This window comes from Verruconatronum alginivorum, from assembly GCF_056590205.1.
Genome location: NZ_JBWPVQ010000001.1, coordinates 153642 through 170204, shown reverse-complemented (window position 1 = coordinate 170204; position 16563 = coordinate 153642). Strand labels below are relative to the sequence as shown.

General features: G+C 60.9%; 9 protein-coding genes. 6 read left to right on the top strand and 3 right to left on the bottom strand.

Translation table 11 applies throughout. From position 1 onward, the window contains the following. Positions 1-1380 (top strand): NAD(P)(+) transhydrogenase (Re/Si-specific) subunit beta, encoded by a 1380-nt coding sequence (locus ACWUI2_RS00490; RefSeq protein ID WP_486980901.1) that lies wholly within the window; start codon positions 1-3, stop codon positions 1378-1380. 124 nt (positions 1381-1504) lie between these two features. On the opposite strand, the gene ACWUI2_RS00485 is transcribed toward ACWUI2_RS00490, so the two are convergent. Both ACWUI2_RS00485 and ACWUI2_RS00480 read right to left on the bottom strand, forming a co-directional pair. Beyond that, positions 1505-9151, bottom strand: coding sequence for a putative Ig domain-containing protein (locus tag ACWUI2_RS00485; protein ID WP_486980900.1), 7647 nt, complete (start codon positions 9149-9151; stop codon positions 1505-1507). 72 nt (positions 9152-9223) lie between these two features. Continuing rightward, positions 9224-11134 (bottom strand): hypothetical protein, encoded by a 1911-nt coding sequence (locus tag ACWUI2_RS00480; RefSeq protein WP_486980899.1) that lies wholly within the window; start codon positions 11132-11134, stop codon positions 9224-9226. A 130-nt stretch (positions 11135-11264) separates the two neighbouring features. On the opposite strand from ACWUI2_RS00480, the gene ACWUI2_RS00475 reads away from it, so the two are divergent. The 5 genes from ACWUI2_RS00475 to ACWUI2_RS00455 all read left to right on the top strand — a co-directional run bounded on the left by ACWUI2_RS00475 (position 11265) and on the right by ACWUI2_RS00455 (position 14511). Beyond that, a complete protein-coding gene (locus ACWUI2_RS00475) occupies positions 11265-11543 on the top strand; it encodes a hypothetical protein (RefSeq protein ID WP_486980898.1) in 279 nt (92 codons plus the stop codon). A 218-nt stretch (positions 11544-11761) separates the two neighbouring features. Continuing rightward, positions 11762-12139 carry an RNA recognition motif domain-containing protein gene (locus tag ACWUI2_RS00470; protein ID WP_486980897.1) on the top strand — a complete coding sequence of 126 codons (378 nt, stop codon included), beginning with the start codon at positions 11762-11764 and terminating at the stop codon, positions 12137-12139. Positions 12140-12793: 654 nt separating this feature from the next. Further along, positions 12794-13015: a type II toxin-antitoxin system VapB family antitoxin gene (locus ACWUI2_RS00465; RefSeq protein WP_486980896.1), complete on the top strand. Its 222-nt coding sequence runs from the start codon at positions 12794-12796 to the stop codon at positions 13013-13015. A 12-nt stretch (positions 13016-13027) separates the two neighbouring features. Further along, complete coding sequence (locus tag ACWUI2_RS00460; protein ID WP_486980895.1) at positions 13028-13453, top strand: PIN domain-containing protein; 426 nt, start codon at positions 13028-13030, stop codon at positions 13451-13453. 425 nt (positions 13454-13878) lie between these two features. Beyond that, positions 13879-14511: a hypothetical protein gene (locus ACWUI2_RS00455; RefSeq protein WP_486980894.1), complete on the top strand. Its 633-nt coding sequence runs from the start codon at positions 13879-13881 to the stop codon at positions 14509-14511. A 312-nt stretch (positions 14512-14823) separates the two neighbouring features. On the opposite strand, the gene ACWUI2_RS00450 is transcribed toward ACWUI2_RS00455, so the two are convergent. Beyond that, positions 14824-16560, bottom strand: a complete 1737-nt coding sequence (locus ACWUI2_RS00450) for an Rne/Rng family ribonuclease (protein ID WP_486980893.1) — start codon at positions 16558-16560, stop codon at positions 14824-14826. Positions 16561-16563 lie beyond the last annotated feature (3 nt).

The window sequence follows — 16563 nt, the reverse complement described above, 5'->3', positions numbered from 1 at the left end:
GTGGAAAACGGAACGAATCTTGGATACATCGCGGCGGCGATTTTCTTTATCATCGGGCTGAAAATGCTCGGGTCGGCCGCCACCGCGCGCCGGGGCAATATGGTCTCCGCGGTCGGCATGTTGATTGCCGTCGTGGTGACGATGATGGCGGTCGGCATCGGACACGTCTGGATCCTGACCGGGCTCGTGTTAGGTTCGGCCATCGGGGCGATCGCCGCCCGCCGGGTCCAGATGACCGGAATGCCGGAGATGGTCGCGATCTTCAACGGTCTCGGGGGCATGGCCAGCCTGTTGGTCGCGCTCGCCGAATTCCACATCGGCTGGGAATGGGTGGCGACCGCCCATGGCGGCCGACTGGTGGCGATTTTCTTCGCCGCGCTTATCGGTGGGGTGACCTTCACCGGAAGCTTGATCGCCTACGGGAAACTCTCCGGCAAAGTGCCGGGCAAGCCGATCATGTTCCGGGGCCAGCACATCATCAATGGCGGGTTGATCGCCCTCGCGGTTTTGTTGGGCGCCCTCTTCCCGCTGCTGCCGGATCACGCCTACGTGATTTTGCTGGTGGTTGTGGTGTTGGCGCTCGCGCTCGGGGTGCTCGCGGTGATTCCGATCGGTGGCGCCGACATGCCGGTGGTGATATCGCTCCTCAACAGCTACTCGGGACTCGCCGCCGCCGCCGCCGGCTTCATCATCGCGAACAATGTCCTCATCGTCGCCGGTTCGCTGGTCGGTGCGAGCGGTCTGATCCTGACCAGCATGATGTGCAAAGCGATGAACCGTTCGCTGGCCAACGTCCTTCTCAGCGGTTTCGGATCTCCCCCCGCCGCGGGCGCAGAAGGGCCGAAGGGAGAAGCGAAGGCGAGCTCGATCGACGACGCCTACTACGTGTTGGAGGCGGCCCGGTCGGTGGTGTTCGTTCCCGGATACGGAATGGCCGTCGCCCAAGCCCAGCACGCGGTGCGGGAACTCAGCCAATTGCTTGAAGCAAACGGAGCGGAGGTCAACTTCGCCATCCATCCGGTCGCCGGCCGCATGCCCGGACACATGAACGTCCTCCTCGCCGAGGCCGATGTTCCCTACGAACAATTGATGGAGATGGACGCGATCAATCCGACGATGACGACCGTCGACGTGGCAATCGTGATCGGCGCCAACGACGTGGTGAACCCGGCCGCCCGCACCGATCCGTCGAGCCCGATCCACGGCATGCCGATCATCAATGTTGACCAGGCGAAAACGGTCTTCGTGGTGAAGCGCTCCATGGCCTCCGGATTCGCCGGCATCGAGAACCCTCTCTTCTTCCTCGAAAACACCCGGATGATCTTCGGCGACGCCCGCCAGGTCGCCCAAGGGTTGGCCGCGGCGTTCAAACAAAACTGATCCGGCGCCTCGATCGTCCTTCTCGCGACGCGCCGGAGAGCCGATCCCAAAGGAGCCTGGACATTGCTGTCCGGGTTTCAAACGGGCTGGAAAGGCCGTTCTCCTTTGCTTATCGGAGCTTGAATTAGCGAGTGACTACGATGCGGAAGAACCGTCTCTCCTCCCCGGTTGCGGGAAGTTCGATGGAGATTTCCGCATCCTGGCCGGTCTTGGGATCTCCCAGGTTCGTCCAGTCGATCAAATTGACAGAGGTTTGAAGCTGATAATGGGAGTCGCCCGCTCCTTCGAATGACAACCGAACGGCACCATCGACCCGCTTCAATTGAAGGCGGGGAGCCGTGGGCGGTTGATTTGCGACGAAGTAGGCGGTAACCGTCCGATCGTTTGAGACGAAGACCATGGTCTCGGCGGCCTCCGGATCGGAAACAGCCCCGTCCCAATGGAGGAACGAATAGCCCGCGCCCGGAACGGCGACGACCGAAACAGTCTCCCCGGCATCGAACCATCCGGCGCCGAACACTTGCCCGCCGTTCGCGGGTTCGGCGAGAACCGTGAGGAGATACTGCCAGATCACCGCGATGTCTGCCGTTGTCACTGTTTCCGCAAAGGTATTCTCTTGCTGCGCTTCGGGTCCGCCGATGTAGGCCAGTTCACCGCCGACGCCCGCTTCCCCATCCCATACGCGGAAGATTAGCTGAGCCGGCGTGGTCGTCAGGTCAAAATCGAAGCCGGGAATCAGTCGCAATCCCGCATTCGGCCCGAGCAGGAGCGCGTTTAATCCATCGAGTGTTGGCATCGGCATCCAAGGAGCGGCGCTTCCGCTTCTCCAGGCCCAGATTCCCGCGGCCCTATCGACTTGAAGAAGGGCGATGCCAAGATCGGTCGAATCAACATCCATGGCGGCATTGCTCAGAAGCCCGGATATCGAAAACTCGACCACCTCTCCTGCCGAACGCGGCATCCTGACCGTTCGGGCCAGATGGTCAGGAGCGACCGGAGCGTCGTTCACCGCAACGATTTTCAATCCGACTTCCAGGATTGAACCGCCGATCTCCAGCGCGGAAATCTCGTCCAGCGCAACCACTCCATGTTGCGCTGCTTCTCCGGTGTGGGGCAGAACGAGCAGCGCGTCGGACCATTCGCCAAAGAGGTCCGGTGCGGGAATGAGACGAACCTCATCCATCGGCCCCAGCAGGAGCGCCGTGCCGGGAGCCAACATCGGGAACGTTTCCCAGGAGGCGCCGAAGCGCCGGAACTCCCAGACACCCAGATCGTCACGGAGATCGAGCACCGCTATTCCGGGTGCATCGGCCTCGTAGTCGAGCACCGCCGTCGCCACGATTTCCGAGACGCGGCTGCCGGCAACCTGCGCCGGTTCGGTGTCCTCCAGGACCGGGTGCAACCAGGATTCTTCCCCGGGGATGGCTTCGGGCGATGTATTCACATTGGAATGACGCAACAACTGGACGAAGCCGGCGCCGGTGTTCAGGGGAGCTCCGACGAACGTTCCGGTGATCACCGGATGCGGGCGAAGGATCTCTCCTGGAACCGGTGCGACGATTCGTTTCCGCAGGGTCCAATCCGTGGCATTCGCGTTCTGTTCAAACGTATAGATGACTCCCCGACCGCCGAAGGGCGACGGGTGGGCTGGGGTCGCGATGGCGATGGTATCGCCGTTTACCGCCATGGCCTCTCCGAATCGGATCGTTGTCCCGCGATAGGGGGAGGCAATCTTTGCGACTTGTCCCCAGTTATCCACGCCCCCCTGGTTTCGGCCGAAAACGGAAACGGCTCCTCCGGCCGCTCCGTCGGGACTTCCGGCGAAAATCAAGTCGCCTTGCAAGGCGACCGACGTACCAAACCCGTGAACCTCGTCGCCGGTCAGGCTTCGCACAAATCCCCATTGGTTGGCTCCGCCTTGATGGATCGTGTGCAAAGCGACACTTCCGCCTCCCGCATCGCCCGGCGTTCCGATGAATAGCCGAATACCGTCGGTGGCCAGGGATCGTCCAAATTGCAGGCTGAAGCCGGAGGCCGACGGGGTGAGGGTTTTGATCAGTCCCCAATTTTCGGATCCGCCGAGGTTCCGGGAGTGAAGGTGAACCAGTTGTTGGGTTGGGTCTCCGATTGCCAGGAAATCACCCGTCACGGCGATGGACGTTCCGAATCGAAACGCCGAACCTCCCGGGGAGATCGTCCTGATAAGCTCCCATTCCGGCCCCGTGGTCCGCTTGAAGACGAAGACGGCTCCCCGCGAAGAGGCTTGCGGCGCTCCGACGTATAGGTAATTCCCGTCCACGGCCACCGCCGACCCGAAAGCCGCGTTCGTTTGGGGCGACGGCGCGGTCAGGGTGCCGGCGACCGTTGTCTCGCCGGTGGTCGCGTTTCGCTCGTGAATCAGAACCAGACCGGCTCCGTTGCTGCTCCCGGCCCGCGCGGTTCCGTGGCCGGTGATGATCCATCCATCCTCGGTGGCAGTCGCGGCGGTGGCGGGCGGGAAATCGGCGACAGTGTCATCGAAGTTCCAGGCCAACGGAGCATCCGACGCCGAGACCGGAAGATCGATTCTCCGGGTATGGCGGTCTTGGCCGGAGCCGGTGGCAACGACCAGGAACGAGACGGTGCCCGTTTCGAGAGGCGTGCCGGAAAGGGTTCCAGCCCCGTTCTCCTCAGCGGTAAGAGTCATCCAGTCCGGTGCGCCTTCAAGCGAAAGAACCGGGTTCTCGATACCCCGGGTGCGAATATCTCCGTGAAAAATCGCTCCGACTCGCGCCTGGGCGTGGTAAGTCACATCGATCGTCGGCACCTCGGGCGGGGTCACCGTTGCGAAGTCGAACCTCAACGTATTCGCGGAGAAGTGGGTGGACCCGCCCGTCACGGATGCGTCCACCCGCGACCCGGCAGATAAATTCGGACGATCCGAGACTCGGGTCGTCATGGAATTGATTCCGGCGGTCGTTCGATTGGACCTCAACAGCGTCCAGTTCCGCAAGACCAGGGCGTTGCTCGCGGAGATGTTCGACATCGACGTCCAGGCATACCCGCCGTCATTGCTGTATTGAATCTCAACTCCTCCTCCCACCACCACCACTGCCAGGTCGTTTGGATTTGTGGTTTCCGAATCGAAAAAGCGTCCTTCCACCAGATCTCCGACTCGCCAGACCGGACGCTCCGCTACGGGCAAACCGGCCAATTGGGTCGCCACAACCGGCGTTGGGTCGAGGACAACCGGCGCGTTATTTCGTCCGGCCGGGACGGGAAAGACTTCGACATCGACTCGTCCGGCACCCGCCGAAAAGAGCAAGCCGGGTTCGCGGGTGTCGGCAAACGTGCCCGGATCTCCGGAGGCCTCGTTCCACAATCGGAATCGTAAGCTGTCGGCGACTGATCCAGTCCAGTTTGGATTCACCGGCGTGAACCTGAGGTTCGTTCCAGGCGGCAGGAGCAGGGCCTCGGCCGCCGAAACGGTCTCCGGCAGCGGTGTCCAGGTTCCTCCGGGAAGTTGATAAAACCAGGCGCCGGCTTCCTGCGAAACGCCAACGACCGCGATTCCGAGCGCTTGCCGGCTCAAGTCGCTCCCCAGTCCGGCCAATTCACTCAGGGGCAAAATGGCATTCGTGCCTGCCTCAAAGGTGTGGGTGAAGCTTGCCCCTGAACCAAGGATCGGGGCTCCTGTTGCCAGGTGGGAGAGCGGGTAGATGCGGATCCCATTCGCGGGGCTTCCCGTCGGGGTGGTCCGAACTCCCGCGATCAAACTCCGTCCGTCCTGAGCGGTCAATCCGGTCAGGAACGGGACGTTTTGGTTATCCGCCACTGTTCCGGCGCTGAGCCAGCGGTTCAATTCCGTGTCGAAGCGATGGAAATAGACGCCCCCGCGTGAGACCCCGTAGGGATTCTCTCCCGGATGATAGGTGGCGAGCAGCCCCTCTCGCAGGATCGGTTTCGGGAAGTGGCCGGTCGTTGGCCGTTCCGGATGGGGAATCACCGTCGTTAAAGCCCATGTTCCTTCCACCCCTCGCGAATAATGGCGAAGTAATCCGGGGAAGATCCGATCCGCGACGACGAGGTGATCGCCTTCGAGGGTCAGTTCGGTGCCAAACCATCCTTGGGCGATGTTGGCCGGGATGGTTTGAACGTGTCCCCAATTGTCGGCTCCGCCCGCATCCCGTTCAAAGAGTTGAACGGCGCCGAACCGGTTATTGCTGCCTCCGCGGGCTGGAAGTCCGACTGCGAGAGTGGTGCCGCTGAGCTCCAGCGTCGCGCCGGCCTGGTCAGCAGTGGTCGACTCGTGAATGGTCAAGGGTTTTACATAGCTCCAAACCCCGCTTCCATTGCGGCGGTAAAGGTAGACCGCTCCCCGGTAATTACTTGGGCCGCCCCATGAGCCGCTGGGCCCGGTGTTTGGCGCTCCGACCGCGAGCCATCCGCCTCCCAGAGTCGCTCGCAACGTGTAGGCAAGATCCGGCGTCGGGATGCTCAGCGTCGCCGCCAGTCCCCAGTTCGCGACTCCGCCGCGATCTTTCTCATAAAGGTGAACCTGCTTCGTCGTGCGGTCGGTGACGGCGAGCGTGTTCTCTTCCAAAGTGACAGTTTCTCCAAAGGTCGTGTTCGGCCCGGAAATCGTTTTGACAAAGTTCCAGGCGTTGGAGACCGCGTTATGCCGGTAAAGATCGACCCGGTTTGATTGGTTGCTAATGCTTATCGTGGTCGCCGCCCAATCCCCGGAAATCGCCATCGCGATCACGGTGGCGCCCGCGTAACCGATTTCGGCCGGAATCGATTCGGGGTGACGGATCTCCAGCCCGATCGCGCGAACGGTAGTCAACCCGAAGCTGTCGGTCGCCCGCAGTGTCACGGTCGTTTGATGCGCCACTTCCGGGGCGACTCCGGTCAGAATCCACGTTCCCGGGGCCTCGCCCGTTTGCAGCATCACCCATTCGGGCGCGCCTGCCAGGAAAAGTGCGACCACGTCGCCGAAATCGACATCGGTGACCAGCACCGTCACGGACAGCTCCTGGCCGGCATCGACGAGGACGTGACGTGGCGCGTGAATTTCCGGAGCATCCGGAACCTGGTCGACCATGACCCGCATGAGAATGGTTTCGGCGCTGAAGGCGCTATTCCCTCCCGGGGGCGGAAGGGGAAAGTTGACCCCGCCGTTGCCGGTGGTTTGATCCCAAAGCCGGGCGGTCAATTCCCGCGACTGCCCGGAAAAATCGGCCGCCGGGACGAAGCGCAACAACGCCGCGGGAGGAAGAAGGGTCCTCACCTCGCCGCTGGCGCTCGTGATTGTGTTCCACGTCCCGCCTCCGATAAGTTGATATTGCCAGTTGCCCTTGGAGGCATCGTTTTCCTGGTTCAAGGCGAGGCCGAGAACGTCGCCGTTGAAGTCGGACCCCATGCTGGCGGCAAGGGCGCCGACGTTCCAAACCGACAACGCTTCAAGGATGGTATCTTCCGGAAACGAGCCGAGATTGAACGGGCCATCGATGACCAGCATCGGCGCGAAATTCGAGACCCCCAAATCGAAATAACCGATCGGCATCGTTTCGGAATAAGACCATGAGCTGGCGACGACTCCCTGTCCAAGAGCTCCCAGGAACCGGCCGAGCCCATTGGGTTGTCCAATGAAGCCGAGGCGAGCGAGCTCATTCCAGTTCGCGGGATCGTCCGCCGAGGTGTCAAACAACACCAGGGAAGAGGCTTCGGACGCGACAAGGGTGCCAGGAAGGAGCAGCAGCGGATTCTGGGAAAGCTGCGATGATCCGACCCGGTGCCCAGCTTCGATCCATTCTGATTCCTCGGCATTCAGGCGCCAGACATCGATCCGGGCGCCTCCTCCGGGATTGGAGCGGGCTCCGGCGAGGAGGCCGTCTTTAAGCGCGATCTGATGATACGAAATCCCTGCCCCGTGGATCCCTTGCAGTTCCCATTCACCCTCGGTCTGCCGGTAAAGAGCAAAGCCGCTGCTGCCCAACCTGGCGACCAGCCAATTGCCGTCCACGTAGAAGCCGGCCGGCATCCCGTCCGAGGGGAAAGAGAACGTCCAGTTCGGAGGGGGCAGGATCACACCGGTCAGTCCCCAATTTCCCTGGCCCCCGGCATCCCGATCAAAAACCAGAATTCGAGCGGGCCGGGCCGGTTCCTGCGTCACCGCATCTTCCGCCACGAACAACCGTCCGCCTTGTACCTCGATTTTCGTTCCGAATCGGGCGTTCATCCGCGGGTCCGGTGAGACGATCGTCCGCAGCTCTCCCCACGTTCCTTCGCCTCCGAAATTTCGTTCGTAGAGGCGGACCAGTCCCGCGTTGCTTAGAAAGGTCCCGTTTGATTCAACGAAAGCCGTGGTAGCGTGACCGACCGCCATCGTTGTATTCTCCAAACCAATACTTGATGCGGCGGCCGGCAACGTCCAGTCCATGGTTGGGATCAGGGATTTTTCTCCGGGCAGGTCCTCGTTCAGCTCGATCATCGCGATCCGGGCAAAAGTGCTGACGGTCCCCAGAAGGGCCACCGTGTTGCCGGAGGCGACGAGGCGGGTGAGGTTCAGCAGATTGCCACCCTCCGGAGACAGCGATGTCCGGAACCGCCAGCCCGGGGCGTTCGCCGGTTGCACGTAGAGGTGAAAACTTTGACTCGCGAAACCGGTGTCGCCGTCGCTCACGGTCAGATGAACCGCGAAACTCCCTTCCGTCCCGGCGGGAGGCGTGCCCCAAAGTCGTGCGCTGCGTCCGTCGACTGGCGTCAACGTCAACCAGGAGGGGGAGTCGACGAGGGTGAAGGTCAGCGTCTGCGCCAGATCCGCGTCGTTCGCCCGAACGACATAGAGAAACGGAACTTCCTCGAAGGCGATGGTCACGGGTTGAGTGGCAAACTGCGGCTGATGGTTGGTGTCGGTGATCGCCTGCCGGATGACGAAGGGGGCTCCGAGAAACTGGGGCGAAGCCGTTTCGGTATCCAGCGATCCGCCCGACACCCCTTCCCCGGCCCAGGGGCGCACGGTCAAGGTTGCGACTCCGAACGCTCCGGGGGCGGGGAGGAACCGGAGCCGCTCGGTCAGCGAAAACAAGAACGCCTGTTCAGGCTCGACCGCGGGAAGATTGATCCACGGTTCTCCGTCGGCCCGCTGGACCTGCCAAACGCCCTCGGCTGAGGTGGAAACGTTTGTGGCGGCGAGAAACAACGGTCGTCCGGCTCCGTCTTGGAGCCTCCCGGCGAGGAGCGTTTCTACTTTGACCCCGGCGATCGATTCGTCGCCGGCGAAGCGGTTGATGCCGGGCAGTTCAAAGAGTCCCTCTGCATCGAGCACCGGTGGACGCGAGGTCCGGTTTGGACCGAACAATGTGATGCCCGCTCCATCGGTAAATATGCCGAAATCGGGGCCGAGTGCGAGGGAGGGATTCGTGTTTCCGGTGGCGGGAAGAACCACCCGGGCGATTTTGCGCCATTCGGCACTGATTCCATCCCGCTCCACCACGACTATCTGGCGCGGTTCGGCGGGGGCGAGGTTGTTGCTCGACAGGACGAGCCGGTCTCCGCGCAACGCCATTCCAAGGCCGAAAGTCCCGAACCCCCCGGCAATTTCCGGGGTGACGCGCTTCTTCTCGATCCAACCGTTGCCAACCCCGGATGAATCCTCGAAAACGATCGCCGAACCCGCGGCATGTCGTCCAAGATACCGGCCGCCCGGCACGCCGACTGCGAGATTGGAGCCGCTGAGGGCCACGGTGGCTCCGAACTGATCGGAACTGTGGCTGATCGCGGGACGCAAGAACGCCCGCTGCCCCCAGACTCCCGCTCCACCTTGATCCCGATGAAATATCAGGGTGGCGCCATGGATGTCCTAGGCGGCTCCCGCTGTGTGAAAAGGAGCTCCGGTCGCCAGGAGCGGGCCGCTCAGCGAGAGCGAAGAACCAAACCGCGCCTCCCCGGCCAGCGACGTGGGGGCGAGCGTCCGCACGAAGGTCCAGGTTGTTCCCGAGGGCACGTTTCGCCGAAAAACGTGGACAGCTCCCCGTTTCGAGACATTTCCCACGGTCGTTCCCGGCGCGCCGACCATCAACCATTCTCCATCCGTGGCCAGCGCGGCGCCGAATCGATCTCCGTTGGTTCCGCCGCCCGGACCGTGCAGCGTTGTGGTATGCGTCCAACTTCCCAAAACGGGGTCCCGGTGGTAAACAAAGGCCTTTCCGGGCGCGAAATTGTATTCCGCCGCGGGCGCTCCCACGATCAGCCAATCTCCCGCCGCGGCGAGCGCCGCCCCGATCTGATATCCGTAAAGAACTTCCGGCGGCTCCACGATCGAGGGAACGCCGCCCCATTCCGGCCGGTCGCCGTTCAAGTCATACACTTCAACCGTGTTCGACTTGCCCCCGACGAACAAACGCGACTCGGTCAAGACGGAGACCGTTTGCTGAAGGGAGTATTGGGTAAACGCGCGCGCATCGAAACGCCGCCAAACGGAATCGCCTCCTCCGAAAACCTGGGCCGGGGAGTCGACCGTCCCGAATCCGTTGGTCGTCCGCATCCAAAACGAACGCGGTCCGGAATCCGCCGCCACCGACAGTTGCCGTTCCGTCGCCCCGGCCACCGGATTGGACACGTCGCCGGTTTCCCCTTCATACCATTGGTAGGTGAGGCGACCCCATCCCTGGGTTTCCACTCTTCCTGTCACCGTGCCCATGAATCCTGACGGGGGTGGCGCGAAACCGGTCAGGATCGGACCCGGAAAAACGCTTTCGGTCCATAGGGTTAAATTATCGACCAGCATGTGGCCGTTGCCCGGGCTCCCGGGAACTCCTGTCCTGGAGAAAAAACCGATATGGGTGGGCGTCGCGTCCGGGCCATTGCTCAGGATCAGGCCGGTTGCAGGGACGAGGACCGTTCCCCCGGCGGTCACCACGTATTTGAGGTTGGGGTAATCGACGTAGACGCTTAATGGAACCGGGACGTTCGTGCTGACGGAGTAGCCGGTGTCGTAAATGACGCCAGCTTCCCGGTTCATCGTGGCGAAGATCCGGCCGTTGTCACTGAAGTGGAACGAAATCTCTCCGATCACTTCCGTGCCATTGTTGAGCAGGACGCCGAACCGGTCGGAATTTCCGTTGGTGGAAGGGGTGAAGTAAAGGTCCGCATACCAATGCACCGTATGGGAGGTGCCGATCCGGAATGAGGGGCTGTAAGCGATCCCGGTCGGCGATCCCGCCGACGCCGAAGGCGTCAATCGCAGGGAGTTTCCATCGATGCCCCCGGTGACGATGGTCGCGGAGCCGCCCCCGACGAACTGCCACTGGTTTTTGCCGTGGATGTTTCCCGTCGAATATCCCTCGCTCGTTTCGAAGCCGATGCGATGGATCGGGCTCCAGGTTTGGCGGGTGACCCTCGCCAGTGGCGAATCGATCGATCCATGGGCGTTCGAAATCCGGACGAAGCAGTCGACCGCCCCGTCGCTGATCAGCCGGATCTCCAGGTAGGGGACATTACCGCCCACCGGAGTAGGTTCGCCGCTTCCATCCGTTGCCTGCGAAAACCACTCGTAGGTCAACGGCTCCTCTCCAGTGGCTTCCACCGTGAGGAGTCCCACCTGGTTCCCACGGATCGTGATCTCGCGAGGTGGCACGACGATGCCGGGCGCGGCGCCCGCGGCGGTGGAAACCTCCCCGTGCGAGGGGAAGGCCACGAGGGTCAGACCGATGATGAAAAGAACGAAAGGCTTTGCCCAAGCCAGGGACCGGAAACGACACGGAATCGCCATGGAGATAGTCGGTAGCCCCGGGGCCTCTCAACACAAAGGCATTGGGAAACGTCGAACCCCGGGAATACCCAAAAGAGGTGCTGGATTTAGTTCGCCTCAATCTAAGGTCAAGCTCAATTTTTGGAGTAACTTGAAGGGCAGGGGCTTTAAACTGGCCGAGGCCCCGGAGGCGTTCATCAAAATCGCGGAACTCGGATACTCCCGGGATCTCTGCGAGCAGAAGATCCTCGAACACCGCTTGGAATTGAAACCCCGGCTCCTCTTTCAAAACATCCTCCGCGGTCCCCTCGGCACCTACCAGATCCTGCGCCGATACCGCAAAGCGGCCGAGGAGATCAAAACCTGCCAGGTAAAAGGGTTTCCCAAGGTCGAAGTCGCCGACACCGCCCAGGCCAACATCGTTTCATAATTCCGCTGGCGCAATTTTCGCGCCGATCAATCATTCCATTTGCCAAATCCCGAAATCGGTGGTTTGGTCTGCTCCAATAGTTTGAGTCCCTTTCAGGTTTGGTAGATTGCTAGCAGTGAAATGGTCCCTTCCGGGGGGCATGTGGATCCAGTGGCGTATCAGAAATCCGACGGTCGGAAACAGCCACTGGAGCTCGGCTAGCAAAGAATGAAATACACATGTCTACTAAATTATACGTAGGGAATCTCTCCTTCGACACGACCCAGCAGGACCTTCAGGACATTTTCGCTGAAGCAGGCACCGTCTCTGACACGGCGCTCATGCAGGACAAGTTCACCGGGAAATCGCGTGGCTTTGGCTTTGTGACCATGTCCTCCGCTGACGAGGCCCAGAAGGCCATCAGCCTCATCAACGGTCGTGACGTCGACGGTCGCGCCCTTACCGTTAACGAAGCACGTCCTCGCGAAGACCGTCCCATGGGCGGCGGAGGCGGACGCTCCTTTGGTGGCGGCGGTGGCGGAAACAATCGCCGCTCCTTCGGCGACCGTGGCAACAGTCGTCAGAAAAGTGGCGGCGGTGGCTACGGCCGTTACTAAGAGCTCCCGAACTCAATAGAGTTTTCTGAAGCGCCCCAGCGAAAGCCGGGGCGCTTTTTTTCGGGGCGGTTAGACTAATGGAGCCAGCAGACGCAAAGGACGCCAGGTCTTGGCAGACGCGAAAGACGTCGGGTCATATTTTTGACAAGGGACCGCGGGAAGACCCAAATCCCTGCGCATCTGTCAAGAGTCACGACCTGGCGTCTTTTCGTATGGCCGGGCGGCCCGCCGGACGGCACTACCAGGTGTTTAGGAGTTGGTAGGCAACTGACTCGACGTCCCAACGCGCCCCCCCTCGATCAGAGCGGTTGTATCGGAAAGCCTGATGTAAACTATTCAACGTCAACCGAAGACTGAAGGGTTCCCCCGTCAATCGTTGGCCTTTCTTCCACATCAACGGGTTCGATCCCCCTGCGACGCTCATCCGGCGAAAGCCGGAATGCTACCCGTGGCATTGAGTTTTCACTCGATTGAATCGCCGAGCTTAAGCAGGAGCTTCGTGCTTTAGCCGAAGACCGGTCCCATGGGCGGGGGGGAAGCGGAGACAATCGCGCTCCTTCGGCGACCGTGGCAACAGTCGTCAAGCGTCCCCCGTGTCATATGGGGAGTCCGGGCGTTGACTTCTCATCAAAAAGCATCAATTTAGGTGAGATTATGAGGATCACCGTCGATTTGGATGAGACCATTCTTGCCGAAGCCATGAAGCTGACGGGTGAACGAAACAAAAGTCCCGCGGTGGCGAAGGCGGTTGCGGAGTATGTCCGCCGTTCCCGTGCGCGTGAGTTTGGCCGATTGATCCGCGAAGGCACCTTTGACTATCCAGATCCCGGGACCGGAAGGGAAGACCCTGGCAATCCCGTACCGCCGCTTGCCTGAGAGACCCTTCTCGTGAGTGATCTGGTTTTAATCGACTCCTCGGCATGGATCGAGGCCTTGCGGAGGCGAGGGACCATCGAGGTGAAGCTCGCCATCGAAAGCCTGCTCGAAGCCTACGCGGCAACTTGGTGTTCGCCTGTGCGCCTGGAAGTGCTTGGCGGGGCACGCTCGGACGAGCGTCATCGGCTGGGAGTGCATTTTTCCGTTATTCCGTATCTTTCCACCAGCGAAGGCGACTGGGACCGCGCAGTTTCCCTGGCTTGGAAGCTGCGAGGCAATGGCATAACCGTCCCATGGCTCGATGTCCTTATCGCCTCGATCGCGATTGGTGCTGACCTCCGGCTATATGCAATTGACGCTCATTTCTCAACGATCGCCAAACTATCTGAACTCCGCCTTTACGAACCAGGCTATGGCGGCGCGTTCAATCCCGGTTAATCCGTGGATGGCGCCCGAGACCAGAGTCTGGCGAGATCGAGTTCGTCCACGATCCGGTCGACCTCCTCTCGGCCTTTGCCAAAGACCGTTTCGCCCGGTCATCCTGAAGCTCGTCGTAGCCCCCCCGAATGAAGTGAAGGTCGGTCATCCCCGAGCGGGCAACGGCCCCCGGGACATTGATTTTCGCTGGCAGATCAGTCTTGGCATGTGCATGGGCGCCTCCCGTTGTTGCTGTTGGGGTTAATCGCTCTGCCACATTACTTCATCTTCCGCCCCCAACAACCTGAGCCTTTCGCCAGGCAATTCCGACCAACGACCAGGGCAAACCTGAAAGGACCGCGGCTGTAGCAAAGCGCGGAGTAGGGAACGGTTACCATTCTTTCGGCTTGCCTGCCGTCTGGGGGGAGCACAATTCTTGGCGATATATGAACAAAGTCGCCCCTTTCTACCTTCTTGAATTTCACCGATTCATAAGGTCAGTGCTTGCGGCGTTTATCTGTGGAGCGATGGTTGCGACGACGTATGGCTATACAGTGATCGATGTCGAGTTCATCCCCTCTAAGAAAATCCGGGAAGAGGCGCCTTTGCAGGTGACGGTGAAGATTCGCACTACCACCGCGGGAGAAACGCTTTATCAACCGACGAGCGTAAGTTACGAGCCGGGCGAAGTGAGGGTAGTGATTTATCCCAAGCGGACCGGTCTGCCGGCCATGGGATGGGTCGTGGAGGATGTGAATTTGGGGAACTTGCCTGGCGGGGATCACCGGCTTGTCGTGGAGGTTATCCCGTATGATCGGCCTTCACCGGATCCTATCGAGGTCGACTTTACCGTGTTACCCACGTTACAGGTCGACCGGGCGCAAGAGGGCGAGGTTGTGCTGTCGTGGCACGATTTTCGCGGTAGTTATATTCCGGAAACGGTTTCCTCTCTCACCTCAGGCTTATGGGCGCCGGCGAGCGGCGTCCTGGGGGGAAGTGGAGCAATCCGTGTTCTTACTTTGAATGCTGAGGGCGAGGAGTTTCGCTTTTTTCGCTTGCGGCGGAATGATGACCGCTGAGACCGGGGTGTCTCGCAAAACGCCAAAGAGTCAGAAGACGCTAAAGGGGGTCGTGGCTCGTTCGGACTGGGGCGAGAAACTCATGGGAGAGAGTTAGAAAATAAATCCGTGAGGGGGAAAGGGAGGGTCGATGAAGGCGTGGCTTCATCGCTACGGGATCAATGGCAATGATTCTGCCCCCAATGATTTTGCCATAATCCTCCTTCTGCCCGGCCTTCTTTCTCCTTTGCTGCCTTCTGTGAGATGCATTGCGGGCAAAAAAAAGCGGCCCGGCGGGGAGGCCGGGCCGCTCGACGAAGAAAGGGCTTCGGTTTAGTGGTATTCGTCGCCGGTGGCGGCGTTGACGATTTTGAAGTTTTCCACGTGGAAGCTGTCGTCGGCGCGGAAGGTGAGTTTCACGCCGTAGTGGTTTTGCATCTTCGCCAGGAGGGCTTCGTCTTCGCTGCGGAGGCGTTCCAGAATGCTCGGGTGAACGAGGATCCGGAGGGAGATTTCCTCTCCCTTGCGGTCTTTGCGGCGGAGGACGCTGGTGAGGCGGCGCTGGATTTCGACGCTCATGCTGCGGGCGGATTTGACCATGCCGCGGCCGCGGCAGTAGGGACATCCGGTGTACATCGAGGCGGCGGTGCTCTCCTGCTGGCGCTGCCGGGTCATTTGCATCAGGCCGAGTTGGGAGATCGGCAGGATGTGGGTCTTGGCCCGGTCGGTGGCCATCGCCTCCTTCATCCGCTCCTGGACGAGGACCCGGTCCTTGCGGTTTTTCATGTCGATGAAGTCGACGATGATCAGGCCGCCGATGTTGCGCAGACGGATCTGACGGGAAATCTCGGCGACCGCTTCGAGGTTGACCTGGGTGATGGTGTCGCGGCCGTCGGAGTTGTTGCCGCGGGCGCGGTGGCTGCCGGTGTTGACGTCGATCGCGATCAAGGCCTCGGTCTCGTCGATGACGATCTGTCCGCCCGACGGAAGGGGAACCTGGCGTTGGAAGGTCTGGTCGATCTGGCGCTCGATGTTGAACCGTTCGAAGATCGGAATGCTCTCTTTGTAGAAGGTGATCTTCTGGCGGGAGCGGGAGGAGACCATCGCGACGAGTTCGGACATGCGGGCGTGGTCTTCTTCGTTGTCGACCAGGACCCGGTCGATTTCCTCGGTGAGGAAGTCGCGGACGGTCCGTTCGAGGAGATCGGGCTCCTCGTGGATGCAACCGTGGAAGCTTTTGTCCTCCATCTTCTCACAGATGACCTGCCACTTTTTGAGGAGGAGGTGGAGGTCGCGGATGAAGTAGCGGAGTTTCTTACCCTCGCCGGCGGTCCGGATAATGACTCCCATGCCATCGGGGATGGTGAGGGTGCGGAGGATCTGTTTGAGGCGGGAGCGCTCGCGCGGATCTTCGATCTTGCGGGAAATGCCGCATTGATCGGAGTAGGGCATGAGCACCAGGAACCGGCCGGGCAGGGCGAGGTTGGTGGTGGTGCGTGGGCCCTTGGTGCCGATGGGGCCCTTGGTGACCTGGAGAACGATCTCGGTGCCGATCGGGTAGAGGGAAGGGATGTCCTTAAGGGTGGGGGCTTTCGGCTTCTTCTTGGTGGAACGGTTGATCCGGACCACTTCGACGGACGAGTCGCTGGCGCCGGGGAGGATGTCCCAGAAGTGGAGGAAGGCGTTTTTCGGCAGGCCGACGTCGACGAAGGCGGCTTTGAGGCCGTGGTCGAGATTTTGGATTTTCCCCTTGTAGATGCTGCCGACGATCCGTTCTTCGTCGCGGCGCTCCATTTCGAATTTCTCGAGGACGCCGTCGACGAGAAGGGCGACCCGCCGTTCGAGCGGTTCGGAATTGATGATGAGCTCGCGGAAGCTGCTCCGTTCGCCCCGGAGTTTTTCGACGATCTTTTTCAAGAGCGGCCGTTTTTTGGAGCGGATTTTGGCTTCGGCCCGAAGAGTTTCGGGAGGGATCGGTTCGACAATCCGCTCTTCCGGAGGGGATTGAAGTTCTGCGAAATATTTATCAGTAACATCTTTGTCTGTCGTTCTGGTTGATTCGTCGTTCATGTT